Raw genomic sequence first — 24,896 nt, forward strand, 5'->3', positions numbered from 1 at the left:
TGATTGGAATCACCATGACCTCGATATCGCGCGAAGAGGCACCGGCGCCCGGCGATCACGGCGCCGCCCCCTCGCTGAAACGGGTGATCACCTCTTCGGCCATCGGGCAGTTCGTCGAGTTCTACGACTTCGTCATCTACGCCTATTCGGCCGCCGTCCTCGCCAAGCTCTTCTTCCCATCCGAGGATCCCGTGGCCGGGGTGCTCTCCGTCTTCGCCGTGTACGCCGTGGGCTTCGCGATCCGGCCGATCGGCGGCATCGTCTTCGGTCTCCTCGGGGACAAGATCGGGCGGCGCCGCGTCCTCGTGCTGGTGATCGTGATGATGGGCGCCGGGACGATGGCGATCGGGCTGCTGCCGACCTACGAGCAGATCGGCATCCTCGCCCCCGTTCTCCTGGTGCTCTGCCGGCTGCTGCAGGGCTTCTCCGCCGCCGGCGAGACGATGACCTCGAACGCCTTCGTCGCCGAGCACTCGCCGCGCGGCAAGCGCGGGCTGTACGTGTCCTTCACCTACAGCTTCACCACCCTTCCCTCCGTGGCCGCGGCGATCATCGTGTGGGCACTGATCGCGGGCCTGGGCACCGAGGCCTACGAGTCCTGGGGATGGCGGATCGCCTTCCTGATCGGCGGCCCCATGGCCCTGGTCGGGCTCTACATCCGCTCGAAGATCAGCGAGTCACCGGTCTTCGAGGCGGCGAAGGCCGCCGAGGACGAGACCCAGGTCGCCAGGTCCTCGTCGAAGAAGGCCATCATCCAGGCGCTCGCGCTCTCCGCCGTCGGCGCCCTCGGGTTCTACACCCTCAGCGGCTACATGGTCAGCTACCTCACGACGACGGTCGAGCTGCCCCAGGACCAGGCCCTGATCAGCAACGGGATCGCGCTGACCATCGCGTTCGTGAGCTTCTGGCTCGGCGGGGCGCTCGGCGACCGGTTCGGCCGCCGTCCCGTGCTCTTCGCGATGATCGCCGCCGCGATCGTGCTCTACCTGCCCGCCTTCTGGCTCGCCGGCAACGCCACCTTCTGGGGCGCGTTGACCGGCCAGAGCGTCATCGGGGTCATCTTCGGCATGTTCTACGGGGTCTTCGCCGTGCGGATCCTGGAGTCCTTCTCCACCCATAACCGCGTCAGCGGGACCGTGATCTGCTTCAACGTCTCCTATACCGTCTTCGGCGGCACCGCGCCGCTGATCTCCACCTGGCTGATCACGCAGACCGGCCTGCTCTTCGCGCCGGCGATCTACATGGTGGTCCTGGCGGTCGTCGTGCTGCTCGTCGTGATCGCGCTCAAGATGCCGGAGACGGCCGGTCGCAGCATGCTGCACGCCGATGACGTCGGCGGTTCCCCCGAGCTCCAGGAGGTCAGGCACTGATGGGCGTCGTCCAGACCCTCCTCGACGCCCTGGGCGAGGACGTCGTCACCACCGCACCGGACCGGCTGGAGGCCATGCGCACCGACCGCTCCGGCTGGGTGGCCGAGGGCAGCCCGCTGGCGCTCGTCGAGGCCAGGACCGTGGAGGAGGTCCAGGAGGCGATGCGCATCGCCGACGCCGCACGGACCCCGGTCGTACCGCGCGGGGCCGGAACCGGGCTGGCGGGAGGCGCCGTCGGCACCGAGGGATCCATCGTGGTCAGCGTCGAGCGCATGAACCGGATCCTCGAGATCTCGGCCGAGGACGAATACGCCGTCGTCGAGCCCGGCGTGATCACCGCGGATCTGAACCGGGCGCTCGAAGAGCACGGTCTCTGGTACGCCCCCGACCCGGTCAGCAAGAACATCTCCACCATCGGGGGCAACATCGCCACCAACGCCGGAGGGCTGGTGTGCACCAAGTACGGGGTCACCAGGGAGGCCGTGCTGGCCCTGGACGTGGTCCTCCCCGGCGGGACGCTCCTGCGGACGGGGCGCCGGACCATCAAGGGCGTCACCGGATACGACCTCACGGCGCTCTTCGTCGGGTCCGAGGGGACGCTCGGGATCGTCGTCGGTGCCACGGTGCGGGCGCTGCCCGCACCGAAGGGCGAGACGATGACGCTCGGCGCCCTGTTCTCCGATGTGAAGGCGGCGGCCTCGGCCTCTGCCGCGATCACCGCGGCCGGCCTGCGGCCCTCCGTGATGGAACTCATCGACGCCGCCACCTTGAACCTCATCCGCGACTACCTCGGCCATGAGGTGTTCGAGAATCTGCTCGGCACGAGCGCCGGCGGGAGCTACTTCCTGGTCCAGTTCGATGCCGGCACCGGCGCCCTCGCGGGGACACGTGCCCTGCAGCTGGTCGAGGAGAACGGAGGAACGGGAACGCTCTCCCACGACCCGGCCGAGGCCGAGGGGCTGCTCAGGATCCGCGGCAGCGCGAACCCCGCGCTGACGGCAGCCGGGACGATGCTGGTCGAGGACGTTGCGGTGCCGCGTTCGCGGATGCCGGAGATGTTCGCCCGGATCGAAGAGATCGCCCGCCGCCACGACGTGCGGATCCCCACCATCGCGCATGCGGGCGATGGCAATCTGCACCCCACCTTCATCTTCGACGGCCCGGACGTGCCGCCGGAGGTATGGGCGGCCGCCGACGAGATGTTCGAGGCCTCGACCGAGTTCGGGGGGACCCTCACCGGGGAGCATGGCGTCGGCCTTCTCAAGCGACGCTGGCTGAAGGGCGAGCTCGGGGAGGACTCCTACCGCCTGCAGGCGGAGGTCAAGGCGGTGTTCGACCCGAACGGCATCATGAATCCGGGCAAGGTCTTCGACTAGAACCTGCGACTCGCGGCTCGACCCGTCGCTGTTGTCCCCGATCATGCTCTGATCGGGGACAACAGCGACGGGTCACGGACGAGCATGGATTATTTCAGTTCAAATACATACATCTAAGATGGACGGGTGACCACCCTGGATCCCCCCTCCCCGCGCTCCGTACATGAGGAGCGCCCGTGAGCCGAGCACGTCACAAGAACCAGCGGCCCGCAAGGATCGGGCCCTTCACGCTGATCCTGGCCATCCTGTACGGGGCGCTCGCGTCCTTCGTGTTCTGCTTCTCCGGGACCTTCGGCACGTTCGGCCAGCACCCGTGGCGGGATGCGGCACTCGTGCTGGTGACCATCACGGCGGCCATAGCGCTGACCTACATCACCCTCCTGCTGCGGGTCTACTCCCTCAGGCCCGCTACCCGGTCAGGGGACCCGGACCGGTTCAGCTGGCACCTCATGATCCCCTGCCGCGACGAGGAGAGCGTGATCGGTGCGACCGTGTCCGCGGCCCGGGCGACCTTCCCCGGATGTCACGTCTGGGTCATCGACGACGACAGCGAGGACTCCACGGCGCGGATCGTGCACGACCTGATGGACATCGACGACCGGATCCACCTGATCTCCCGCGTGCGTCCCGAAGCCCGCACGGGCAAGGGGGATGCGCTCAACGCCGCCTACCTGCAGGTCGCCGAGTTCGTGGGCGCCGACGAACAGGCGCGTAGGCAGGCGGTCATCGGCGTGCTGGACGCCGACGGCTACCTCTCGGACAACACCCTGGAACTGCTCGCCGGCCCCGACGCCTTCGGCGACTCCACGGTGGGTGCCATCCAGATCGAGGTCTGGATGAAGAACCGCAATGACCGCAAACCCCGGCCCCAGGCGGGGCGCTGGCTCAACGCAGTCGGACGTTATCTGATCCGGATGCAGGACATGGAGTTCCGGACCTCGAACTCGGCCATGCAGCTCCTCCGGGTCCAGACGGGCACGGTGGGTATGGGGGGCAACGGGCAGTTCACGCGGCTGACGGTGCTGGAAGACCTCTCCGAGGTGCACGGGAAGCCGTGGGGCAACAGCCTCTGCGAGGACTACGAGCTCGGACTGAACATCATCTCCCTCAAGCACAAGAACCACTACGTGCGCGAGGCCCACGTCTCCCAGGAGGCCTTGCCCTACTTCCGCCGGTTGCTGACCCAGCGCACCCGGTGGTCCCAGGGCAACCTGCAGTGCTCTCGCATGCTTCCGTCGTTGCGGCGCAGCAAGAGCCTGGGGGCCAGCGGGCTGCTGGAGATCCACTACTTCATGTTTCTGCCGTGGATCATGGTCATGAACCTGGCCTTCGTGCCCCTTCTGCTGGGCATGGCCTTGGAGGGCGGTCAGGCGGGTTTCCTGGGGAGCGCTGACACAGGGGTGGTGGCAGCGGCGGCCCTCGTGTTCCTGGTCCTCCCCTACGTTCTCTGGGCTCCCCTCTACCGGCACTGGGGCGGGGAGAGGATCGGGCTGATGGCCTCGACCCTGCTGGGCGCCGGATATCTGCTCTACGTCTACTTCACGTACCTGTACTACCCGCGGGCCATCGGGCGGCAGCTCACGGGACGCAACTCCTGGGCCAAGACCAAGCGGAACGCCGACGACCTGCAGGTGCTGCCGTCGTTCGCCGCGGACCTGGAAGCCGAGATCCGGCACCTGCCCGTCCTGGATCCTCAGGTGCTCGTCGAGCTGGCCGAGGACCTCGGCAGCAAGGAATACGTCCGGGAGGTCCTGGCCGGATTCGTACTCCGGTGGCCGGCGCGCGTCGCCAACCTGTACGAGGCGGTGGCTGCCGCGGCGCCCGTGCCGTCGCGGGATGCCATCGCCAGCATCAGGGTCTCCGCGGCCATGGTGGGTGCCTGGCAGCTGGAGTCGATGGCGATCACCGTGGGCGGCCTCATCGAGGCCGGGGACTACGACGGCGCCCGCGTCATGGTCTCGGCACTCGAGGCCTCAGGCGAGCGGACCGTTGCCGACTTCCGCCGGGAGTATCTGGTCGAGGGACTGGCGTAGCTCGCGGGGACGGAACGGCTTGGTCAGGTAGGCATCGGCGCCGGCCTCCAGCCCCGTCTTGCGGTCGCCCTCCGCGGACCGGGCGCTGATCATCACGATCGTCCCGGTGTAGCCGGGGCGGAGCCTGCGGACCACCTCGTGGCCGTCGATGTCCGGCAGGCCGACGTCCACGGTGATCAGATCCGTCGAGAGCCCCTCGGCAGCCTGCAACGCCTCGGAGCCGGACGCCACGCTGGTCGTCGTGTACCCGCTCTGCTTGAGCACGATCTCCAGGAGGCGGCGGATATCGTCGTCGTCCTCGACGATCAGCGCTGTGCGGTTGCTGGGTGCCATGGTCGCCCCTCCGGATCATGTTGATATTGCATCGACATTGAGCTTATCAACTCCGGTCAGCGGGCGACGTGGCGCTGGCCACCGTTGCACAACGCCCCGGTCCCGAGTGGGCGGCTGGATAAACTGGTGCTGCAGAAGGCATCGCCGTCCCACCAGAACCAGCCCTGCCAGAACCAGCTCGGGGAGACCATGTCCGTCCAGACCCACGGCAGCGTCAAATACATCGACCAAGCACCCGGCCTCGACCCCTCGGGCCGGGCTCCGGAGACGGGCGAGGCAGAGGAAGCGGAGAGCTCCTCCGAGTCTGACCCGACCGCCTTCTTCGACACCGAGGACCACGCGCTGGCCCGGTACGGCGTCGTGCTCCGCCGTCGTGCGGGTGACGACGGCGGCTGGCGGCTGCTCGTGCTGGAGGGCGACGGGGCGTGGGAGACGACCATGCCGCTGCTCAAGACCGCGCCGGAGCGAATTCCCGCGGCTCTGCTCAGGCTCCTGGAAGGCGTGAGCGCCGGCTCGGAACTCAGCGCGGTGCCGGCCCCGTCAGAACTCCCGGAAGAGCCGGGTCCAGCGCTGGAGACCGGCGCCGAGCTGCTGACCCGCATGATCGCCCAGCTGACCGGCGAGCTGGTGCGCTGGGATCTCAAGGTCCGGCTGGACGTGCCGGACGCCGTGCATCAGATGCGGGTCACGGCCAGGTCTCTGCGCAGCGTCCTCAAGGCGGGGAAGCGGTTCTTCGACGATGATGTGGTCGCCGAGATCGAGTCCTGGTTGCGGGAGCTGGGGCGCAGCCTGTCCGAGGCCCGTGACGCCGAGGTCGCCCTGGAGATGCTCCCCGATCGGCTGGAGGCCTGCGGCGACGCGGTCGGAACCGCATTCGCGGACCGTGAGCTCGCCGAGGCGGAAGCGCATCTGCGGACCACCTCGGCGGCGGCCCGGCGGCACGTGGGGCGATCCGAGCACATCGCGGGCCTGGCGCGGGTGCGGTCCTTCGCTGCGGACCTCCCGCTGAGCGAAAAGGCCGGGAAACTCTCCGCCCGGAAGACGGCGAACAAGCTGCTGAAGAGGTCGCTCAAGAAGACCCGCAAGGCGGCGGCCCGGAGCGCGGAATTCGAACGTACCGGGGAGGCCGCGGATACGACCGCCCGCCTCGTCCACCTCCACAGCGTCCGCAAGGCCGCCAAACGGGTGCGGTACGTGGCGGCGGCCGTGGACCGTGCTGGGGTCGTCCCCGGCGCCTGGGTGCGGAGTGCCGGGGAGGAGGCCAAACGGGTGCAGAAGGCGCTGGGGGAGACCATGGATGCCATGGTGCTGGAGACCTGGTTGAGGCGGCGGGCGGTGAAGCTGCACGGCAGCCGGTCCGATCACTACGCCCTGGGGATGCTGCACGGCGCCGAGATGGAACGGGTCCGGGCTGGCGTGGAGCAGGGAGCGGATGTGATCCGCGAGCTCCTGCCCGATTCGGGCCAGGACCAGAACTGATGGCTTCTACCCGGCCGCCCGAGGAGGTGACGACGCCTGCGGGCGGAAGCGCCTGCTTTCTGATAGCGGCAGCGGCGGGCACCGTGCACGGCGCCTTCAGCGTCTACTGGGGTCTCGGCGGGGACTGGCTTCTGCGCACCGTCGGCGAGAGCCTCGTGGAGGCTTTCGCCGGGATCAGGGGCGTGCTCGTGCTGGTCGGCCTGGTCAAGATCGTCGCCGCGGTGGTGCCCTGGCTGAGCCGGGGCTGGCGGGGACCGTGGCGCGGCATCGTGCGCGCCGTGTCCTGGGCGGGCGCGGTCCTGCTGATCCTCTGGGGCGGGGTCAATACGGTCGTGGGCAACCTGGTGCTGGCGGGTGTTGTCGTCCCCGACTCCGGGTACGACCGCGCCGGGATGATCGGGCACGCGTGGATCTGGGATCCGTTGTTCCTGCTCTGGGGCGTGGCCTTGCTCCTCGCGTTGCTCCGGTCCCGCAGACGGCGGCGCGGCATCCGATGAGGCCCTCGGCCCCGGGCCGCCCGGTGGCCTCGCATGGCACCCTGGGACCATGACTCACCACCTGCTGCTGGCCGGATGCGGGGATATCGGGACTGCTCTGGGGGAACGGGCTGCCCGTGACGGTTGGCACGCCACCGGGATCCGCCGCCGGACCGACGGGCTTCCCGGCCCGATCTCTCCGTTGCAGCTCGACCTCACGGAGCCGGGAGGCTTCCCGCTTCCCGCAGCCGAGGCCGTCGTCATCACGCTGACCGCCGACGGCAGGACAGCCGCGGACTATGAGCGCACCTACCTGGGTGCTCTCCGCGGCCTGCACCGGGGGTTCCAGGCGGGTGGCGGCATCCCCGGCCGGGTGGTCCTGGTCTCCTCCACGAGCGTGCTCGGAGAGGCCTCCGGCCTGCCGGAGGGACGGAAGACCGGCGTGCTCACGGAGGAGGCCGTTCCCCGTCCCGTCCGTGAGACGGCCAAGGTGCTGCTGCGGGCCGAACATCTGGCGGAGGAGCTGTTCCCCGGAGCGATCATCGTGCGTCCCGCCGGCATCTACGGCCCGGGCCGGACCTCGTTGATCAACCGGGTCCGCAGGGGCGAGGCCCTCGACCACACCAGGATCACCAACCGCATCCATCGCGACGATCTGGTCGCGGCGTTGCACGCCGTGCTGGACGCGCCCCGCCCGCCGTCGTTGCTGCATGCCGTGGATCGCGAACCCGCCCGGCTGGGGGACGTGGCCACCTACCTGGCCGGCCGCCTCGGCGTCCCGGTTCCCCCGGACAGCTCGAGGCCGGGAGCGGAGCCCGCCGGCAAGGTCCTGGACGGCACCAGGCTGCGCGAGGTCGTCGGCGCCCTGAGATACCCCACGTATCGGGAGGGCTACGACGCCGTCCTGGCCGACCTGGGGTGAACCGACCCCAACGGGAGATCGCAGCGCCCGCCTTCGGTCGCGTACTGGGCGACCACCTCACCGACGGGCCCGGCCCCGATGACGACGACGTCCGTGAGAATCCCGGGGAGGGTCCTGGCGGGCCCATCGCGGAGCTCGCTCGGGGCGGGCGCCCACGCCGACCAGGAAGGCGGGCACGGCCGAGAGCGCGGGAATCCGGCGGACCGCCCACGGGACGATCCTCGGCAGCTGCGAGATCCGGCCCTCGATCACCCGGTCCAGGAGCTGGGCGTGCATGAGGCGCTGCAGGCTCTGGGTCAGGACGGTGGGCAGCAGGCGCCGCCGGCGCAGCCTGCCGAGCACCCGGTCCTGCCGCGACGGCCCGCCGGCATCCATGGTCGCGGCGAAATCACCGATCAGCAGCGGCCGGGCCAGCAACCGCGCTGCCGCCACGGCGTCCTGGACCGCCAGATTGATCCCCACGCCGCCGATCGGTGACATGGCATGCGCGGCGTCGCCGATGCATACGATCCCCGGGGCGTGCCATCGGCGCAGCCGGTTCACCCGCACGTCCAGATGCTTGACGTCGTCGAGGGTCTCGATGCCGTGGACATCGTCCGCTAGCTCGGGCACCGCCTCGGCCACGTCGGCGCGGAACGACTCGATGCCGCGGGAGCGCAGCTCTGCGTCCGAACCCTTGGGGCCGATGTAGGCCACCTGGGCGTATCCCCTCCGGGGGATCACGACCACGGCCCTGCCGGGTCGGGACCGCGGCAGCAGGGACTCCTGCAGGTCCCGCCCGGTGGGGACCCGGAACCACCACACGTCGACGTTGACGGGGAAGTCCTTCGCCTCCAGGCCCGCTTCCCGGCGCAGCAGGGACCATCGGCCGTCCGCTGCCACCACCAGGTCGGCCAGCAGCCGGCCATCGCCCTCCGGAGACCGGTACTCCACGCCGGTCACCCGCTCGCCGTCGCGGACCACGCCGGTGACCTCGTGCTCCATCCGCAGCTCGAACGCCGGTTCGAGCCGACCGGCGCCGGCCAGGAGGTCGAGGAGATCCCATTGCGGGACCATGGCGATATAGGGGTGGCGCAGGGGCAGGTGCTCGAAGTCGCCGACGGTCACCTGGGTGCCGTCGTCCAGGGGAACCTGGATGCGCGAGATCCTGCTGTGGGGCAGGGCGTCGAACTGCTCGAAGAGACCGAGGTCCTCCAGCAGGATCATGGTGGTGGGGTGCACGGTGTCCCCGCGGAAGTCGCGCAGGAAATCCGCGTGCTTCTCCAGCACGGTGACCTTCACCCCGGCGCGGGCCAGCAGCAGGCCCAGGACCATCCCCGCGGGCCCGCCGCCGACGACGGCGCACGTGGTCCGGTCCGCCGGCCGGCCACCGCCTCCGGGCGTATGAGGTGATGCGCTGGACATGGCCCCTCCCCGTCGTCGGGAATCGTTGAGGTGTACCCTCGATTGCGTCCCATCATCCTCGCAAGTGCTAGATGAGCCCAAGGGCGTCAGGAGGTTGGCGGCTTGTTCACCGCCGATAGATGACAGAACCGAATCAGCCAGCCGGACCGTGAGTTCCCGGGCCGACTGGCCATTTTGTTCTGCCCAGCTCGTTCAGGGCCCTGACTTCACGAGGATTGACCATGCACGAACACACCGAACAAGAGATCCGGAAGAGCTTCATCAACTGCTCCAAGGGCGAAGCCCAGAGGATCAATCTCCCGAAAGACGTCCTGCAGGACTGGGAGTCCCGCATCTTCCTGGGATGGATCGACCCCAAGTCGCCGCAGCACGGCTACCTCGTCGCGGAAACGGACGAGGGCCTGAAGGGCATCGCGGTGCAGAAGAAGGCCGGGAAGGGCCGGGGCAACGCCCAGATGTGCCAGATCTGCATGACGCTGCACCCGGGCAGCGGCATCTCGCTGGTCTCCATCCAGCGGCCGAAGGCCAAGAAGGACCACTACAACTCGCTGGGCACCTACATCTGCGCCGATCTGGCGTGCAGCGACTACACGCTCGGCAAGAGGAAGCCCGAGGGCATCCGGCAGATGGACGAGACCCTCACCGCCGAACAGCGGTCGGACCGGACCCTGGAGAACATCCGGGGTCTGGTCCAGAGGGTGGCCCACAGCCGCGACTGATCACCGAACCGGTTCTGGAGGTACTTTCATGTCATCGTCGCCAGGGGCCACGCGCTCGCCGACCGCATCGATCCTTCCGGCGGCGCTCACCCTGGGCGCGGTGGTCGTCGCGATCCTCGGGGCCTTCCTGGGCAGTGGCGCCATCGGGGGCACCTCCGTGACCGAGGCCGCGGACGGATGGCTGTCCGCTGATGCCACCCCGGTCGCCCCGGGCGGAAGCGCGTTCAGCATCTGGAGCGTCATCTACGCGGGCCTGGCCCTCTACGCCATCTGGCAGCTGACACGCTCGGCCCGGGGCTCCGGGCGCCAGCGCTGGCTGCGACCGTGGGCGGTGGCCTCGGCGCTGCTGAACGCGCTGTGGCTCGGTGCCGTCCAGCTGGACCTGCTGTTCGTGAGCGTCCTGGTGATACTGGCCCTGCTGGCGGTGCTCCTCCGCATGCTGCTGATCATGATCTCCGACCATCCCTCGGGCTGGGTCGAGGCAGTACTGACCGACGGCACCTTCGGCCTGTACCTCGGATGGGTCAGCGTGGCGACGGTGGCCAATATCGCCGCCTGGCTCGCCGCGGCGGGAGCCGAGGGGTTCGGCGGATGGCGCTGGGCCGCCGCTGCGGTGATCGCCGTGGCTGCCGCGACCGGCGTGGGGCTCGCGGTGTTCACCCGCGGCCGGATCGCTCCGGCTCTGGCCACCTCCTGGGGCATCGCGTGGATCGCCGTGGCCCGTACGGAAGGGCAGTGGGAGTCGAGCCTGCTGGTCTGGACCGCTGGGATCGCCGCGGCGGTGGTCCTGGCGACGGCGGTTGCCGCCCGCCTGGTGTCCCGGAGTCGGCCATGACCTGGCTGCACACCCCCCGCCGAGTGTCCGATTCCCTACCGGATTTTCAAGATTTTCGGCACGCAATCGGACACTCGGGAGGGGTGAGCAGGGTGGGGTAGCCATGTCCGATTGCGCTCATGATTTATCGGGTCTCCTGACCGGCGCATGAACAACCCGCCCCATGCTCTATGACATGGGGCGGGCTATTCGAAGGTGTGCGCACAACTCAGTGCAAGATCACTTCACCGTTCGTCGGTCGCCTCGGCCCGCACTGACTGCGCGGAATCCTTGGCCGAATCCTTCAGATACTCGGCTTCGGATTGGCCCTGCGCCTTCACGTCCTGAGCGCCGGACTGAGCAGTCTGCTTGACGGACTCCGCAGCCTCCTGGGCCGGTTCCTTGAGGTTCTCGGCCATGCTCTGAGCGGCGTCCTTGATGGATTCTGTCGCCTGCTGTGCGTGTGGCTGGATACGGTCGGCGGACCGGGCCACCAGTTCCTGCTCCTTCGAACTAGACGGCAGCAAGGAGCCGATGAGCCACCCTGCGCCCAAGGCGATCAAGCCTGCGGCCATCGGGTTGCCGCGGGTCTTGGCTTTGGCTGCGGCCGGGGCATTGCCCAGGGCCTCACGAGCTTGGTCGGCGCGGTCGCCCGCGGCGGTGCTTAGACCGTCGAGGGTGCCTTCAGCGGAGGAACGTGCGTCCTGAGCTGACCCCATGACGCGCTCACGCGCGTCCTGCAGTTTGCCGCGCACCTTGTTCTTCTGCCGATCCACCACGTTCTCAGGCGTGACCTTCTCTGCCACGGCGTCGACGTCGGAACTCAAGCGCGCTCGGGTGGCTTCGATCTCGGCGCGGATCTCTTCAGGGCTTTGCTGGCTCATGGGGTCTCCTTAGACGGGTTCACAGTGTCCGGAATTTCAGTGACGGTTTCGCGGGTGTGATGCATGGGATCCTGGGTGGCCTGCTGCAGCTTCTTCTGAGCTCGGTCAAGATTCTTCTTGCCCAGAAGGGCCAGGACAGCGGCGATGATTGCCCACAGCAGCGTGACGATCAGGGCCGCCCATGCCAGATTCATCACGTTACCCAGTGCCCACATAGCGGTCAGGGAGAGGAAGAGCAGGACGAAGTGGCCGGCTACGCCCGCACCGCCCAACAACCCTGCGCCCTTACCCACGGCCTTGGCAGAATCCTTGGTCTTGTCGGTGGCCTGCGATACTTCCGCTTTGGCCAGGGCGATCTCCTGCTGGATCAGCGTGGTGAGGTTGGTGCTGAGCGACTTGAACATCTCGCCCAGCGACTCGCGCTCGGCGCGACGTTCCGATTCGGATGGGGGAAGGGGGTGGCTCATCGACGGTCTCCCTCCTGATCCGGGTAAACGGTGCCCGGAACGCGATCGGTATAGGTACGTGTGGGCTCTGGCTGACCGGGCGTGGTGAATGCAGACTCGCTGGTTTGCCCGGCCTGTGAGCCGGAAGCGGGCCCGCCCGTTCGGTCGTGCTGGTCAGCGGCGCCAAAGTACTCCTTGACCCCCTCACGATCGGTGGCCACGTCGTCGCTGTCCTTGGCGCCGCGGGTTACTCGCCCGGCGACGAAACCGATACCCGCAGCGATCGCCAAGAACGTTCCGGGGCGCCGGGCGGCGAACCGGCGTACGTCACCCAACAATTCCTGGGCGTCTTTGTTCTCCAGTGAGGAAGCGAGGGAGTCCACCTGGCCCGATACGCTGCCAAGCAAACCGGCCACGTAATTGGACTGGGGCTGTTCCCCCCTCGACAGGGCGGAGATCTCGTCACTGATGGACCGGACGGTGGAAGCCGCGCGCTCCTGCTGCGGACCGACGTAACCCTGGGCGTCATCCTTGAGCTGTCCCAGGAGGTCCTGGGCCTGGTGGGATGCCTCGTTCTTGACGTCGGCAGCCTTGTCCTTGGCGGTGTCGGCCATGCGCTCACCGGACCCGGCTGTCTGTTCCTTGAGTTGTTGGGCTTCGTCTTTGCCCTTTTCAGCGACGATGTCCTTCTTGTCGGGGGCGCCATCCGTGCGAGTGGCTCCGGCGCCTCCGTGAACGGGACGAGCGTTGGGATCGTTGCTCATGGTGAGTCCTTTCTGAACCGCGAGAAGTAATAGTAAGCATACAGATGATCGCTCTCAGATGGCTCTAATGCCCTGCCCTTGGTGAGCAACCGCCGAGGACCTGCGGCGGTTCATCCACATAGTTGGGAACAACTCCCACGGTGCCCGTGGTTTTACATCTCCCGCATGTCATGCAGACGAATGCGCCAAGCGATATCAGACTGCTCATCGCATGGCCCGCGCCACAATCAACTGGAGCGGGGCGGTCGGCGGTAAGAGAAGAGACCTGAAACTAGAGGGTTTCGCATCAATCGGGAGGTGGAGTCATGACGGACACCACGATCGAACGAGTGGTTCGACCGGAACTCGAACACTCCTACGCTGAAGACATCCCCCAGCTGTCGGTGCGCTGGCGGGCCGAGCAGGCGCCGTCGCCGTTCCTGGTGGCGACCAATGACGCCCTGGCCGGTGAGCTGGGGATAGAGCCCGGTTTCCTGCGCTCGCCGGAGGGGCTGAGCTTCCTCTCCGGCCAGCTACCCGATGCCGCCGACGGCGGTGCGGCAACGTACGCTCAGGCCTACTCCGGGCATCAGTTCGGGCAGTTCAACCCGCAGCTCGGCGACGGTCGCGCACTGCTGATCGGAGAGGTCATCGACCGTGCCGGCGACCGCCGGGACCTGCACCTCAAGGGCACGGGACGCACCCCGTTCTCCCGCAGCGGCGACGGCAAGGCCCCGCTGGGCCCCATGCTGCGCGAGTATCTGGTGGGGGAAGCCATGCACGCCCTGGGCATCCCGACCACCCGCGGCCTGGGCGTGGTCCTCACCGGGCAGGAGGTGATGCGCCGCGGGCGTGAACCGGGGGCGATCTTCACGCGGGTGGCCGCGAGTCACCTGCGGGTCGGCACCTTCCAGTTCGCCGCGGTCCACCGCCCCATGGAGGTCCGCAGGGCACTGGCCGACTACGCCATCGCACGGCACTGGCCCGCAGCGGCCGATGCGGAGAACCCCTATCTGGAACTGCTGCGCAGTGTCACGCATGCCCAGGCGGAACTCATCGCCCAGTGGATGCTGGTCGGCTTCGTCCACGGCGTGATGAACACGGACAATATGACGATCTCGGGGGAGGGCATCGACTACGGACCGTGCGCGTTCATCGACACCTTCCGGCGGGCCTCGGTGTTCAGCTCCATCGACCAGACCGGCCGGTACGCATACCGCAATCAGCCGGCGATCGGTCTGTGGAACCTCTCCCGCTTCGCCGAGACCCTGGTCGATCTCATCGATGCCTCGGACCCCGATGCCGCGGTCGAGTCGCTCACGCAGGTGCTCTACGAGTTCGAGCCTGCCTACGACGCTGCGGTGGCCCGCGGAATGGCCGCCAAACTCGGGATCGGTCTGCCGGAGCCCGAGGCTGAGAACGGCAGCGAGGCGCTGGGGCAGATCCGCGCGTTCACGGAACGGACCCTGGATCTGCTCGAAGCGCAGGAGGCGGACTTCACGCTGTTCTTCCGCGCCCTTACCGCGGGCACGCCGGAAGAGCTGATCCACGACGACGACGCCCTCGGGTCCTGGTCGGCCGAGCGGGACGAGCTGCTGCAGCGGTGGTCGGGCGGTGCGGCGGATGTCGCGTTGATGCAGCGCAGCAACCCGGTGTACATCCCCCGCAACCACCATCTGGAGAGCGCACTGCAACGTGCTGAGGGCGGCGACCTGGACGATTTCCACCGCCTTCTGGCGGCGGTCAGGGACCCGTTCCGCCAGCGGCCGGAGTGGGCGGGGCTGGAAGGGCCCGGCGAGGCGTCGTCGGCGTTCGTGACCTTCTGCGGCACGTAAGCCTCTCCTGATGCGGCTCATGCGCCGAGATGCGAGTTGGCCCGCCCATCAGCCTTGATGGGCGGGCCAACTCGCATCTCAGTGGAGGGGCTGGTCAGCGGACGGCTACTTCGCCCACACGCGATGATGAGCGAGCTCGTTGAGCAGGCTCGGCAGAACTGCGGACAGCCCATTCACCTCGAGCGTGCCCTCATAGTCGCGATCCAGCCCCACGGCTTCGGCGGCCGCCACAGCGGAGTCGACGACGGCGACCACCTTGCCTTGACGCTGCAACTCCCCGAGCATGACACCCACGGCGGGTTCAGGCTCAGCCGGGAGGTCCGCCAGCACGGCGGCGTCGAACTCGATCGAACGAGCGGTGAAATAGGTTCGTGCAATCGCGACGGCGGAATCTCCCTTGCCCAGCGGCTGTCCGGTGGGAGCGACGACCAGCGGCACCATGCCGACGTCGAAAATCTGCTCGGCGAGTGAGGCTACGGCCGCTGCGTCCGATTCCGCGCAGGTCAGGATCGCGACCTGCCGTCCGTCCGTGGGCCATTCGCGGCCCACCTGTGACAGGGCAGGGCTCTCCGTGACCGGGTCGAGGTCGACGGGGTCGGGGGCGGGAAGCCCCAGCTTGGCGGCCACGGACTCGGCGAGCCCCTGATCGACGTTCCCCAGGACCTTGACCGCGCGTTCGCGGATCACCGGTTCGTAGCATTTCGCGAGTTCGAAGGCGTAGGCAGAGGCGGTGTGCTCCTGCTCCACGGGCGAAAGGCTGCGGTAGAACATTCGGGGTTGAGAGTAGTGGTCCTCGAAACTCGCCGGCTTCTCCCGGGTGGCCTGGCCCTCGACGTGGACGGGTACGTCGATCAGAGCCGCGTCGTCAGAGCCCGCGAAGAACGGACAGCCACCGTCCAGCGAGTTCGGCTTGTAGGGGGCGACCCCCGAATGCACGGCGGTCTGGTGCATGCCGTCACGGTGCATGTCGTTGACCGGAGCGTGAGGCCGGTTGATGGGGAGTTGAGCGAAGTTGGGGCCTCCCAGGCGGCTGATCTGAGTATCCAGGTAGGAGAACAGCCGGCCCTGCAGCAATGGATCGGCCGTTACATCGATACCTGGCGCCAGGTGACCGGGGTGAAAAGCCACCTGCTCTGTCTCCGCGAAGTAGTTCGTGGGGTTCTTGGTCAGCTTCATGGTGCCGATGATCTGTACGGGTGCGAGTTCCTCGGGAACGATCTTGGTGGGATCCAGGAGATCGATGCCCTCGAATGTCTCGTCCTTGCTATCGGGAAGCACCTGGACGCCGAGATCCCATTCCGGGTAGGCGCCGGATTCGATGGCGTCCGCGAGATCCCTGCGGTGGAAGTCCGGGTCCATGCCGTTGGCGATCTGGGCCTCTTCCCAGACCAAGGAGTGGACGCCAAGGCGCGGCTTCCAGTGAAACTTCACCAGGCTCGTCTCACCCTTGTCATTGCTCACCCGGAAGGTGTGGATGCCGAAGCCCTCCATCATGCGGTAGGAGCGCGGAATGCCGCGGTCGGACATGTTCCACATCGTGTGCGCGGTGGCCTCGGTGTGCAGGGTCACGAAATCCCAGAAGGTATCGTGCGCGCTCTGCGCCTGCGGGATCTCGCGGTCGGGGTGCGGCTTGGCGGCGTGGACGATGTCCGGGAACTTGATGGCGTCCTGGATGAAGAACACGGGGATGTTGTTGCCCACCAGGTCCCACGTGCCTTCATCGGTATAGAACTTCACCGCGAAACCGCGAGTGTCCCGGACGGTGTCGGCTGACCCCCGCGAGCCCAGGACCGTGGAGAAGCGGACGAAAACCTCCGTCTCCTTGCCTTCATCGAAGACCCCTGCGCGACAGATTGTCTTGGCTGCGCCGTTCGCTCGGAAGACGCCGTGTGCCGCTGCACCGCGGGCATGGACCACCCGTTCGGGGACGCGTTCGTGGTCGAAATGCGTGATTTTCTCACGGAGGTGATGGTCCTGGAGCAGGATGGGCCCGCGGTCACCTGCTCGTAAGGAGTGGTCGGTGGTCGTCAGGCGTCCACCCTGCGCCGTCGTCAGATAGCTGGACTTCTGAGCTCGGTCCGCGGGATCGCCCTCTGCGGGATTGCCGGTGGCGGTACGGGCGGCAGGTGCGGCCTGATCCGGATCTGACGGCAGAGGCGGCCTGGGCTCAGTCGGCTCGTTCATCTCTGGTTCCTCCGGTGCCGGAGCTCCGGGGAGGGCCTGGCCTGAGGGGGTCGCGCGACGCGGGGCGGTGCTGCCGGTCCGCGTCTCTGAGGATTCGGGGAAGGTGTTGCTGTCGTTCATCGGTCATCCTTCGAAGCAGTTCTCGGGCAGTTGCTTGAGGAGGTACAGCTCATGCGATTAAACATCAGCTTGCTGACTTTTTTACCGTACGACACATACGGCGCGATCGCAGCTGTTTTGCAACGAACTCTCCCCGCCCCTCGCCCTCCGCCCTCGTGGTTGCCCGCCGTATCGGTGCTGAAGACCTTGAGATGCGAGTTGGCCCGCCCATCAGCCTTGATGGGCGGGCCAACTCGCATCTCAGCGGGGCGGGACGATGCCTAGCGCTTCTGCTGGTCCACCAGGATCGAGGTGTTCTGCGCCGTGCGCACCATGGCGACGTAGAACTCCAGGGTCACGCGGAACAGCACGATGTACAGGAACGTGACGATCGCGCCCAGCAGGAAGAAGAGCAGGCCTACTCCGGCCGACTGGGTGAAGGAGGCGATGGTCATGATCAGCCAGGCCACGACCAGCGCCACCATGCCGACCACGTAGATCACACCGGCGAAGCGGATGGTCACGAAGTTCTTGAAGGTGAGGTCGAACAGGGCCTGGAAGAAGCCCGCGTCACCCGAGCCGCGCGGTCCTTGGGGGGCGCCACCGTAACCGGGAGCGGACTGCTGCTGGGGCGGCACGTATCCGTAGGACCCTCCGGAGGCCTGCCCCGGCTGGTAGTGCTGCCCGGGCTGCGATGCGGAGCCGTACTGAGGCGGGCCCGGCTGGTTGCTCGGAGGCGTGGAGTCGCCCGGCCGGTTCTCTTCGTTGCCGTTGGAAGGTTCGTTAGAGGGTTCGGGGGGAGTATGGGACATGATCATCTTTCGGTCGGGGGTAGGTGCCTCCAAGTCAACGCTCCCGGGCGCCCGCGGAGCAAGGCGAGCCACGGTGTGTTCCGCCGTATGAATCTGCAACCTCTGTTCTGGGCTGGAGGCCGACCTTCAGACTGCGGCCGGTCGATCGCCTGAGCGGGAAAATCCCGCGGCGTTCCGTTGTCAGGACGGGGCGCGGTTAGGGATCATGGACCTACCGCGACCGACCAAGAGGAGATCATGGCCCCGAACCCCACAGGACGTCGCCATTCCCGAGCAGACCAGAGCTACCTGGTGGTCTCCAGGTCCTTCAGCTCACCCATCGAGGAAGTCTGGGCGTCCATCACCGAATCCGACCGGACCGCCGCATGGTTCGGCCCCTGGACGGGCGATCCCGCCTCGGGGACTGTCCACGTCCAGCTCAACGCGGAGGAGGGTGCCCCGCAGGAGAAGGTCAGGATCCTGCAGTGCGACGCCCCCCGGCAGCTGGTTCTCGAGACAGGGCAGGATCCGGACGGCTGGCATATGGAGCTCGACCTGATCCAGCGCGAGCCCACGGAAGTCACCCTGGAACTGTCGCACCGGCTCAGCGACCCGGAGATGGCGAGTCAGGTAGGGCCCGGTTGGGAGTTCTACCTGGATCGGCTGGTGGCCGCGGAGTCGGGCAATGACCCCCTGGAGGTCCAGTTCGACGCCTACTACCCGGCGCAGGCCCAGTACTACCGGGAGCTGTTCCTCTAGATTCCTCTAGACGCGTCCGCGGACGCGGGCTTCTCCGCGGCGCTCCGAAGACGGGCCGGTCGCAGAGATGCCGGTCCCGGCTCGGACGCCGCGTCACGTCCTGGTTGCCGCGGTGTAGTGGTCCTGACGGGCATAGTCGCGCGCACGCTGGTCGAGCACCGTCGCGATCTGCGAAGGTGCATCATCGCCGATCACCAGCCTGAGAGGTCCCGGCTCAGGGCTCGCGATGTGATGGACCAGTCGTTCCGCAACCTCGGCGGGCGGGGTGCCGCCTCCCGTGGAGCCGGGTTCGCTGGGCCAGGGGACCTCCGAGGCACCGAGCTTCTCGGACCGGATGCCGTCGTAGTCGGGGCGGGGCCGGGCGAACCGCATGCTTCCTGTTGCCCACTCGGTGTCCATGGCCCCGACCTCGACGATCGTCACCCGGACGCCCGAGGAGGCCACTTCCCCGGAAAGGGCCTCGCTGAAAGCCTCGAGTCCCCATTTGGCGGCGTTGTAGAGACCGAAGAAGGGCATGGCGCCCACTCCGCCCACGGAGGAGATCTGCGCGATGTGGCCCCCTCCCTGGGATCGCATGATGGGCAGCACCGCCTGGCTCATCCACAGCGGGCCGAGCAGGTCGGTGTCGAGGATGGCCCGCGCTTCGTCCTCCGACACCTCCTCGATGGCCCCGACCAGCCCGTAGCCGGCGTTGTTGATCAGTACATCCAGACGGCCGGAGACCCGCACGGCCTGATCGGCCGCCTCCAGACAGGCCGTCCTGTCCGTCACGTCCAGGTGGAGAACGGTCAGCCGGGGGTCCTCGATGGGGAAGCGGGCGCCGCGTGTCGTAGCCACTACGTTGTGCCCGGCCGCCAGGGCTCGTTCGACGAGCGCCAACCCGAGACCGCGACCGGCTCCGGTGATCATCCAGGTCTGTGAGGTCGTCATGCGACCATTCAAACACTAAACAAGACGGTACGTCTCGTTTATACAATGAGACATGGCCAGACCCGGTACCGTGAAGCGAGTCCACACCGCAGTCCTCGATCTTGCGCGGCGCGCAGGGCCGACTGCATTGACCATGGAGGGGATCGCCGCTGAGGCCGGGGTCGGCAAGCAGACCCTGTACCGGAGCTGGCCTTCCGTGACGGCGATTCTGTTCGATGCACTGGCCCAGGGCGAGGAGGCTCCGCCGACTGATGAGCAGGGCGCCGACTCGGTCGAAGCCGTGCTCGGTGCGGCCATCGAGGAGATCTCGGCCGAACCGCAATGCTCGCTCCTGCGCGTCCTGGCGGCCTCGATCCAGACCGACGAGACCGTGGCGCAAGAGTTCAGGGAGCGGCTTCTCGCGCCCCAGATCGCCGAAATCCGAGATCTGGTACGTGAAGCGGGGGCCCGTGAGCCCGCACGAGTCACCGAGATGCTGCTGGCCCCGATCTTCTACCGGTGGTTCATGCGGCTGCCGCAGTTCCAGGGTCAGGAGCTGACCGGCCATGTCCGTGCCGTCATGGCACTGGATCGGTAGCGTTCATGGTCGACGTCGCCGGGCCGGTATATCGGCCAGTCCGTCGGACCAGTACGTCCAGGACAGTCCTCAGGTCCGTGCCCCGGCGACCTTCCGATGCGTTCCATCCAGCCGGACGGTCCACCCTTTCGTGTCCAGGTGCTCCAGGAGAGGGATGGCGACCCGGCGGGTGGTTCCCAGGGCCTGGCGCGCCTGGCTGGTGGTGAAGGGCTGCTCCAGCCGGGACAGTTCCCGCATGGCCAGTGCCGGGGTCCTCGGCCCGACCACGACGCCGCCTCCGAGCCGCAGGAGCCGTCCCGCCCGTTCGGCGGCGGCGAGCTCCCGGGGTCCGAGTCCCAGGTCGTGCAGGTCCGAGGCTTCCGGCGCCTCGAACGGATGCGCCGCGCACCGGGCTTCGAGTTCGCCGATGGCCCGCTCCGCCGTTCCCAGCCCGCCGTTCCGGCCGGGCACCGCGATGCGACCGGCGGCGTGGGTGAGACCGGTGGCGTCGATGACCGCGCGGACGAGGCGATGGTCCGCGATGCCCAGCAGGTCCGCGGCGGCACCCATGCTCATGCCCGGAGCCAGCGGATCCCGTTCATGCAGCTTCTCGACCGCTGCGCGCAGGTCGGCTGCCCATCTCTCGTATGTCGTTTCCGACACCCACCAGTCCCCGATCCGGCGGATCCGGGCGTCCGGCGTCATAGTCAGGCCCAGGCGCTCGAGCCGATCCTGGGTGACAGCTCCGCGTCGCAGGACGTGGGCGCGGGCGTCGCCGTCGTCGGGAAGCGCTGCGAGCCACGCGGTGTGCCGGGTGCCGTCACCGCGGCGGGTGAGCGCCTGCGGCTCGACATCCAGGATGTGCGCCCCGCCCAGGACCACCTCGCCGGTGGGGTAGCGCAGCACCACGCGGTCGCCCGGCACCAGGGGCATGGGGCGGTCCAGGCGCAGGCGGGCGTGGTCGCCGTCGAAGGTCCGGAGCCGGGCCGGCAGCGCTGCCGAGCCGATGTGCACCACCACCTCGGTGGGAACGTCGGTGAATGCGGGGCCGGTCGAGCGGCGGGCATCGAATTCACGGGTCAGCGGCCAGGCACCGGGGCTGAGCAGCACATCGCCGCGGTGGATCCGGTCGGAGGAGATGCCCCGGAGGTTGACGGCCGCGCGCGTGACCGGCCCGATCCGGTCCACGGCCTGGTGGTGGCTCTGCAGCCCCCGGATCGAGACGGCCGCAGAGCCGTCGGCCTGATGCAGCGTCAGCTGATCCTCCACCCGGAGGGCACCCGCCCCCAGGGTTCCGGTGACGATCGTCCCCGCACCGCGGGCCGAGAAGGCGCGATCCACCCACAGCCGCAGCCGATCGGATGCGGAGGGGGCGGGCGCCGCGGCCAGCACGTGGTCCAGGGCGGCCCGGAAGTCATCGAGCCCGGCCCCTGTGGTGGCGGAGACGACGGCGATCGGCGCGTTCTCCAGCCCCGTTCCTCCGAGCTCGGTGCGGACCTGCGCTGAGACGGCTTGCACCCTCTCCGGTGCCAGGTCGGCCTTGGTCAGCACGATCATCCCGTTGCGGATCCCCAGCGCGGCGACCGCATCCCGGTGATCGCTGGACTGCGGCTGCCAGCCTTCGTCGACGGCGACCACGAAGCACACCACGGGCGAGGGCCCCAGCCCCGCCAGCATGTTGCCCAGGAAGCGCTCGTGCCCCGGGACGTCGACGAAGGAGACGGTGCTCCCGGAGCCCAGCGTGGTCCAGGCGAAGCCCAGGTCGATGGTCAGTCCGCGGCGCTTCTCCTCGGCCCAGCGGTCCGGCTCCATTCCCGTCAGCGCCCGGACCAGGGTGCTCTTGCCGTGGTCCACGTGCCCCGCGGTGGCGACGACGTGCATCAAGAGTTCACCCGGGGGTCTCGGCCCTCCGGACCGTCTGCTCTGTCTGGCCGACCCGCTCCGTCTCCCGAGCGGTCAGTCTGATCGCCCATCAGCTCCGATGGGCGATCAGACTGACCACTCGACGGGGTGGGGGCATCGGAACGCCCACTCGGTGGGGTGGGGATAGCAGATCGCCCACTCGGCGGGCGGAGACCCACCTCAGTCAGGGCGTCGAGCACGGCCGCGGCGAGTCGTCCGTCGTCGTCCTCGGGGATACAGCGCAGGTCGATCAGGCAGGAGCCGTCGTGCACCCGGGCGACGACGGCGGGCGCCCCGGTGCGCAGCGGCAGCGCGAGGCTCTCGGGCAGTTCGACGGCCCAGCCCGGCAGCGGAACTCCGGGGGCGGCGCCGCCGCCCACGCGGCCATCGTGCGGGACCATCCGGGCCCCGACGAGGGAAGCAAGGCGCTCGGCGCGCTCGCGCAGGCGAGTGGGGTCGGCGTGCAGGTACCGGGTGACGGGAGGCGTAGTGCCGCTCAGGGTGGCTTCGAGCGCGGCCAGCGCGAGCTTGTCGCAGCGGACGGCACGGGCCAGGGGGTGGCGGGCCAGCTTCTGGATGATCTGACGGCTGCCGAGCAGCAGCCCGGTCTGGGGGCCGCCCAGCAGCTTGTCGCCGCTGGCGATGACCAGGTCAGCGCCCGCTTCCAGCGCGGTGGTCAGATCGGGTTCGTCGGGCAGGAGGGGATCGTGGTGCAGCAGCCCGCTGCCCACGTCCGCCACCACCGGCACGCCGGACCGATCCGCCAGGGGCCGCAGCGCGGCGATGCCGACGGCGCTCGTGAACCCCTCCACCCGGAAGTTGCTGGTGTGCACCTTGAGGATGCACCCCGTCCGCTCGCTGAGGCCGTGCTCGTAGTCGCTCAGGTGCGTCCGGTTGGTGGTGCCGACCTCGCGGAGCACGGCGCCGGTGGAGGCCATGAGGTCCGAGAGCCGGAACCCCGCCCCGATCTCCACGAACTCCCCGCGGCTGATCAGTACCTCCCGCCCGGCGGCCAGGGCCGTGGTGGCCAGCACCAGCGCGGCCGCTCCGTTGTTGACCACCAGGGCGTCCTCCGCGGCGGGGCACGCCGCCAGGAGCGCCTCACGCGCACCGGAGCCACGGCGGGAACGCCGCCCGGAGACCAGGTCCATCTCCACGTCCACGTAGCCCGCTGCGTCCCGTACCGCCTGGCGAGCCGCGGGGGATAGCGGTGCCCGGCCCAGATTGGTGTGCACCACGATCCCGGTGGCGTTGAGCACCGGGGACAGCGTGGTCGCCGAGCGCGCCGACAGTTTCTCGACGACGACGGGGATCACGTCCTCCGGGGCGATCTCCCCGGCCCGTGCGCGCTCCTGGGCGGCCTGGATCAGCGCCCGGACGGTCGCCTCCGAGAGATGCTCACGAGCCGCGACGACCTCCGGGAGGTCGAGCACGCGGTCGGTGCGCGGAATCCTGCGGCGGGGGTCGGCCTGAGCCACGGGCGCACCTTCCGGAACACGGTCACCACACGTCACGGGTCGAACCGGCCGGGGTGCCTGAGGTCTTGGCGGAGGCGGACGGGAATCGAACCCGCCAGACCGAGCTACTCGGTCTCACCGGTTTTGAAGACCGGGGTGCCCACCAGGAACACGGACGCCTCCGGGCGCGAATCTATCACCGGACCGGGACCGGGGCAGCTTCGGGCGGTTTCCCGTTTTACCGAAGGGGATCTCCTGAGCGGAGGCTCTGCGCGCCGCACCAAGAGACGGCCATAGGTCGCGCTCCCCCGGTGCAGTCGTGAGGGGTACCGTGGCGATATGGCACCCCGGGAATCACCTGCCGAGTCCGTCGTCCAGCCGAACCGCCTGACTAGCTACGCCCACGGGGGCGGCTGCGCTTGCAAGATCCCGCCCGGCGAGCTCGAGGATGCGGTCCGGGGCCTGGCCGGGCAGTCCGCCCCCGACGTCCTGGTCGGGCTCGACGACGGCGACGATGCCGCCGCGGTGCGGGTCCGTGACGATCTGGCCGTCCTGTCCACCGCGGACTTCTTCACCCCGGTGGTGGACAGCGCGTACGACTGGGGGCGCATCGCCGCTGTAAATGCCCTTTCCGACATATACGCCATGGGCGGTACGCCGGTGGTCGCGATCAACCTGGTGGGCTGGCCCCGGGGCGTCCTGCCCATGGAGCTGATGTCGGAGGTGCTCCGCGGCGGCCTCGATGCCGGTAAGCAGGCCGGCTGCCCCGTGATCGGCGGGCACTCCATCGACGACCCCGAGCCCAAGTATGGCATGGCCGTGACCGGGACGGCCCGTCCGGATCACCTCTTGCGCAACGACGCCGCTGCGCCCGGGCTGCCCATCACGCTGACGAAGCCCATCGGCCTGGGGCTGCTCAACAACAGGCACAAGCAGACGGGTGAGGTGTTCGAGGCCGCGATCGAGACCATGACCCAGCTCAACCGCGATGCCTCACAGGCGGCGGTGGCGGCAGGCGTCTGCGCCGCGACCGACGTCACCGGATTCGGCCTCCTGGGTCACCTGTTCAAGATGGCCCGGGCTTCGGGGGTGAACGCGGTGATCGACCGGTCGGCGGTCCCCCTGGTCGACGGCGCCGCCGAGGCCCTGCGCGACGGGTTCATCTCCGGCGGCACCCGGCGCAATCTCGACTGGGTGCGCCCTCACCTGGAGGCGGGTCCGGGCATCAGTGAGGAGGACCTGCTCCTCCTGGCCGACGCTCAGACCTCCGGAGGCCTGCTGGTGGTCGGTGAGCTGCCGGGGCATCCGGTGATCGGTGAGACCGTGGCCGCGGAGGGTGCGGAGGCCGGCGCGATCCGCGTCCGGTAGGCGATCCGGTAGACGG

At 68.6% G+C, this 24,896-nt stretch carries 22 protein-coding genes and 1 tRNA gene; 12 read left to right on the forward strand and 11 right to left on the reverse strand.

Features of this window, described 5'->3' with window-relative positions; genetic code table 11:
* Positions 1-14 precede the first annotated feature (14 nt).
* The 3 genes from FCK90_RS04595 (at position 15) to FCK90_RS04605 (ending at position 4,779) form a co-directional block, all read left to right on the forward strand.
* Entirely contained in the window at positions 15-1,370 is a 1,356-nt protein-coding gene (locus tag FCK90_RS04595) for an MFS transporter (RefSeq protein WP_158033128.1), read from the forward strand.
* Positions 1,370-2,746 carry an FAD-binding oxidoreductase gene (locus FCK90_RS04600; RefSeq protein ID WP_158033129.1) on the forward strand — a complete coding sequence of 459 codons (1,377 nt, stop codon included), beginning with the start codon at positions 1,370-1,372 and terminating at the stop codon, positions 2,744-2,746. The genes FCK90_RS04595 and FCK90_RS04600 overlap by 1 nt, the downstream gene beginning before the upstream one ends.
* Before the next feature lie 176 nt (positions 2,747-2,922).
* Entirely contained in the window at positions 2,923-4,779 is a 1,857-nt protein-coding gene (locus tag FCK90_RS04605) for an XrtP-associated glycosyltransferase (RefSeq protein WP_158033130.1), read from the forward strand.
* On the opposite strand, the gene FCK90_RS04610 is transcribed toward FCK90_RS04605, so the two are convergent.
* Positions 4,720-5,112 (reverse strand): response regulator transcription factor, encoded by a 393-nt coding sequence (locus FCK90_RS04610; protein WP_158033131.1) that lies wholly within the window; start codon positions 5,110-5,112, stop codon positions 4,720-4,722. The two genes, FCK90_RS04605 and FCK90_RS04610, sit on opposite strands and share 60 nt — an antisense overlap.
* A gap of 126 nt (positions 5,113-5,238) precedes the next feature.
* Here FCK90_RS04610 and FCK90_RS04615 point away from each other — a divergent pair, with 126 nt between their 5' ends.
* The 3 genes from FCK90_RS04615 to FCK90_RS04625 are packed head-to-tail and all read left to right on the forward strand — an operon-like array spanning position 5,239 to position 7,989.
* Positions 5,239-6,591 carry a CYTH and CHAD domain-containing protein gene (locus FCK90_RS04615; RefSeq protein ID WP_158033132.1) on the forward strand — a complete coding sequence of 451 codons (1,353 nt, stop codon included), beginning with the start codon at positions 5,239-5,241 and terminating at the stop codon, positions 6,589-6,591.
* Complete coding sequence (locus tag FCK90_RS04620; RefSeq protein ID WP_158033133.1) at positions 6,591-7,088, forward strand: DUF3995 domain-containing protein; 498 nt, start codon at positions 6,591-6,593, stop codon at positions 7,086-7,088. Before FCK90_RS04615 ends, FCK90_RS04620 begins: the two co-directional genes overlap by 1 nt.
* Positions 7,089-7,137: 49 nt before the next feature.
* Positions 7,138-7,989, forward strand: coding sequence for a Rossmann-fold NAD(P)-binding domain-containing protein (locus FCK90_RS04625; protein ID WP_158033134.1), 852 nt, complete (start codon positions 7,138-7,140; stop codon positions 7,987-7,989).
* 57 nt (positions 7,990-8,046) lie between these two features.
* Here FCK90_RS04625 and FCK90_RS04630 read toward each other — a convergent pair whose 3' ends face one another.
* The gene (locus FCK90_RS04630) at positions 8,047-9,393 is read right to left on the reverse strand and encodes an FAD-dependent oxidoreductase (RefSeq protein WP_158033135.1); all 1,347 of its coding nucleotides are present in this window, start codon (positions 9,391-9,393) and stop codon (positions 8,047-8,049) included.
* A 221-nt stretch (positions 9,394-9,614) separates the two neighbouring features.
* On the opposite strand from FCK90_RS04630, the gene FCK90_RS04635 reads away from it, so the two are divergent.
* Both FCK90_RS04635 and FCK90_RS04640 read left to right on the forward strand, forming a co-directional pair.
* Positions 9,615-10,112: an FBP domain-containing protein gene (locus FCK90_RS04635; protein WP_158033136.1), complete on the forward strand. Its 498-nt coding sequence runs from the start codon at positions 9,615-9,617 to the stop codon at positions 10,110-10,112.
* A gap of 28 nt (positions 10,113-10,140) precedes the next feature.
* Positions 10,141-10,947 carry a tryptophan-rich sensory protein gene (locus FCK90_RS04640; RefSeq protein WP_158033137.1) on the forward strand — a complete coding sequence of 269 codons (807 nt, stop codon included), beginning with the start codon at positions 10,141-10,143 and terminating at the stop codon, positions 10,945-10,947.
* A 224-nt stretch (positions 10,948-11,171) separates the two neighbouring features.
* Here the strand turns inward: FCK90_RS04640 and FCK90_RS04645 are convergent, their stop codons facing one another.
* The 3 genes from FCK90_RS04645 to FCK90_RS04655 are packed head-to-tail and all read right to left on the reverse strand — an operon-like array spanning position 11,172 to position 13,020.
* Positions 11,172-11,810, reverse strand: a complete 639-nt coding sequence (locus FCK90_RS04645) for a DUF3618 domain-containing protein (protein ID WP_158033138.1) — start codon at positions 11,808-11,810, stop codon at positions 11,172-11,174.
* A complete protein-coding gene (locus FCK90_RS04650; RefSeq protein WP_158033139.1) occupies positions 11,807-12,277 on the reverse strand; it encodes a phage holin family protein in 471 nt (156 codons plus the stop codon). Before FCK90_RS04650 ends, FCK90_RS04645 begins: the two co-directional genes overlap by 4 nt.
* On the reverse strand, positions 12,274-13,020 hold the full coding sequence (locus FCK90_RS04655) for an ATP synthase F0 subunit B (protein ID WP_158033140.1): 747 nt from the start codon (positions 13,018-13,020) through the stop codon (positions 12,274-12,276). The genes FCK90_RS04650 and FCK90_RS04655 overlap by 4 nt, the downstream gene beginning before the upstream one ends.
* Positions 13,021-13,325: 305 nt before the next feature.
* Between FCK90_RS04655 and FCK90_RS04660 the strand changes: the two genes are divergently transcribed.
* Positions 13,326-14,834 (forward strand): protein adenylyltransferase SelO, encoded by a 1,509-nt coding sequence (locus FCK90_RS04660; RefSeq protein ID WP_158033141.1) that lies wholly within the window; start codon positions 13,326-13,328, stop codon positions 14,832-14,834.
* Positions 14,835-14,939: 105 nt separating this feature from the next.
* On the opposite strand, the gene FCK90_RS04665 is transcribed toward FCK90_RS04660, so the two are convergent.
* Together FCK90_RS04665 and FCK90_RS04670 are read right to left on the reverse strand one after the other, a co-directional pair.
* Positions 14,940-17,018, reverse strand: a complete 2,079-nt coding sequence (locus FCK90_RS04665; protein ID WP_246179991.1) for a catalase — start codon at positions 17,016-17,018, stop codon at positions 14,940-14,942.
* A 380-nt stretch (positions 17,019-17,398) separates the two neighbouring features.
* On the reverse strand, positions 17,399-17,929 hold the full coding sequence (locus FCK90_RS04670; RefSeq protein ID WP_181954192.1) for a DUF4282 domain-containing protein: 531 nt from the start codon (positions 17,927-17,929) through the stop codon (positions 17,399-17,401).
* A gap of 237 nt (positions 17,930-18,166) precedes the next feature.
* Between FCK90_RS04670 and FCK90_RS04675 the strand changes: the two genes are divergently transcribed.
* Complete coding sequence (locus tag FCK90_RS04675; RefSeq protein ID WP_158033144.1) at positions 18,167-18,667, forward strand: SRPBCC family protein; 501 nt, start codon at positions 18,167-18,169, stop codon at positions 18,665-18,667.
* 93 nt (positions 18,668-18,760) lie between these two features.
* On the opposite strand, the gene FCK90_RS04680 is transcribed toward FCK90_RS04675, so the two are convergent.
* Positions 18,761-19,597, reverse strand: a complete 837-nt coding sequence (locus FCK90_RS04680) for an SDR family NAD(P)-dependent oxidoreductase (protein WP_220433275.1) — start codon at positions 19,595-19,597, stop codon at positions 18,761-18,763.
* 52 nt (positions 19,598-19,649) lie between these two features.
* Here FCK90_RS04680 and FCK90_RS04685 point away from each other — a divergent pair, with 52 nt between their 5' ends.
* On the forward strand, positions 19,650-20,174 hold the full coding sequence (locus FCK90_RS04685; RefSeq protein ID WP_158033145.1) for a TetR/AcrR family transcriptional regulator: 525 nt from the start codon (positions 19,650-19,652) through the stop codon (positions 20,172-20,174).
* A 69-nt stretch (positions 20,175-20,243) separates the two neighbouring features.
* Here the strand turns inward: FCK90_RS04685 and selB are convergent, their stop codons facing one another.
* The 3 genes from selB to FCK90_RS04700 all read right to left on the reverse strand — a co-directional run bounded on the left by selB (position 20,244) and on the right by FCK90_RS04700 (position 23,695).
* A complete protein-coding gene (gene selB, locus FCK90_RS04690) occupies positions 20,244-22,034 on the reverse strand; it encodes a selenocysteine-specific translation elongation factor (RefSeq protein ID WP_158033254.1) in 1,791 nt (596 codons plus the stop codon).
* Positions 22,034-23,533: an L-seryl-tRNA(Sec) selenium transferase gene (gene selA, locus FCK90_RS04695; protein WP_158033146.1), complete on the reverse strand. Its 1,500-nt coding sequence runs from the start codon at positions 23,531-23,533 to the stop codon at positions 22,034-22,036. Before selA ends, selB begins: the two co-directional genes overlap by 1 nt.
* 66 nt (positions 23,534-23,599) lie before the next feature.
* Positions 23,600-23,695, reverse strand: a tRNA-Sec gene (locus FCK90_RS04700).
* A 156-nt stretch (positions 23,696-23,851) separates the two neighbouring features.
* On the opposite strand from FCK90_RS04700, the gene selD reads away from it, so the two are divergent.
* Complete coding sequence (gene selD, locus FCK90_RS04705) at positions 23,852-24,880, forward strand: selenide, water dikinase SelD (RefSeq protein WP_158033147.1); 1,029 nt, start codon at positions 23,852-23,854, stop codon at positions 24,878-24,880.
* Positions 24,881-24,896 lie beyond the last annotated feature (16 nt).

This window comes from Kocuria coralli, from assembly GCF_008831305.1.
GTDB lineage: Bacteria > Actinomycetota > Actinomycetes > Actinomycetales > Micrococcaceae > Kocuria > Kocuria coralli.

Coding starts and splice junctions, on each gene's coding strand:
- FCK90_RS04595 (WP_158033128.1), top strand. CDS start 15: ATGACCTCGATATCGCGCGAAGAGGCACCGGCGCCCGGCGATCACGGC.
- FCK90_RS04630 (WP_158033135.1), bottom strand. CDS start 9,393: ATGTCCAGCGCATCACCTCATACGCCCGGAGGCGGTGGCCGGCCGGCG.
- selB (WP_158033254.1), bottom strand. CDS start 22,034: ATGCACGTCGTCGCCACCGCGGGGCACGTGGACCACGGCAAGAGCACC.
- FCK90_RS04680 (WP_220433275.1), bottom strand. CDS start 19,597: ATGACGACCTCACAGACCTGGATGATCACCGGAGCCGGTCGCGGTCTC.
- FCK90_RS04620 (WP_158033133.1), top strand. CDS start 6,591: ATGGCTTCTACCCGGCCGCCCGAGGAGGTGACGACGCCTGCGGGCGGA.
- selD (WP_158033147.1), top strand. CDS start 23,852: ATGGCACCCCGGGAATCACCTGCCGAGTCCGTCGTCCAGCCGAACCGC.
- FCK90_RS04685 (WP_158033145.1), top strand. CDS start 19,650: ATGGCCAGACCCGGTACCGTGAAGCGAGTCCACACCGCAGTCCTCGAT.
- FCK90_RS04670 (WP_181954192.1), bottom strand. CDS start 17,929: ATGTCCCATACTCCCCCCGAACCCTCTAACGAACCTTCCAACGGCAAC.
- FCK90_RS04650 (WP_158033139.1), bottom strand. CDS start 12,277: ATGAGCCACCCCCTTCCCCCATCCGAATCGGAACGTCGCGCCGAGCGC.
- FCK90_RS04645 (WP_158033138.1), bottom strand. CDS start 11,810: ATGAGCCAGCAAAGCCCTGAAGAGATCCGCGCCGAGATCGAAGCCACC.
- FCK90_RS04610 (WP_158033131.1), bottom strand. CDS start 5,112: ATGGCACCCAGCAACCGCACAGCGCTGATCGTCGAGGACGACGACGAT.
- FCK90_RS04655 (WP_158033140.1), bottom strand. CDS start 13,020: ATGAGCAACGATCCCAACGCTCGTCCCGTTCACGGAGGCGCCGGAGCC.
- FCK90_RS04600 (WP_158033129.1), top strand. CDS start 1,370: ATGGGCGTCGTCCAGACCCTCCTCGACGCCCTGGGCGAGGACGTCGTC.
- FCK90_RS04635 (WP_158033136.1), top strand. CDS start 9,615: ATGCACGAACACACCGAACAAGAGATCCGGAAGAGCTTCATCAACTGC.
- FCK90_RS04640 (WP_158033137.1), top strand. CDS start 10,141: ATGTCATCGTCGCCAGGGGCCACGCGCTCGCCGACCGCATCGATCCTT.
- FCK90_RS04660 (WP_158033141.1), top strand. CDS start 13,326: ATGACGGACACCACGATCGAACGAGTGGTTCGACCGGAACTCGAACAC.
- FCK90_RS04665 (WP_246179991.1), bottom strand. CDS start 17,018: ATGAACGAGCCGACTGAGCCCAGGCCGCCTCTGCCGTCAGATCCGGAT.
- FCK90_RS04625 (WP_158033134.1), top strand. CDS start 7,138: ATGACTCACCACCTGCTGCTGGCCGGATGCGGGGATATCGGGACTGCT.
- FCK90_RS04675 (WP_158033144.1), top strand. CDS start 18,167: ATGGCCCCGAACCCCACAGGACGTCGCCATTCCCGAGCAGACCAGAGC.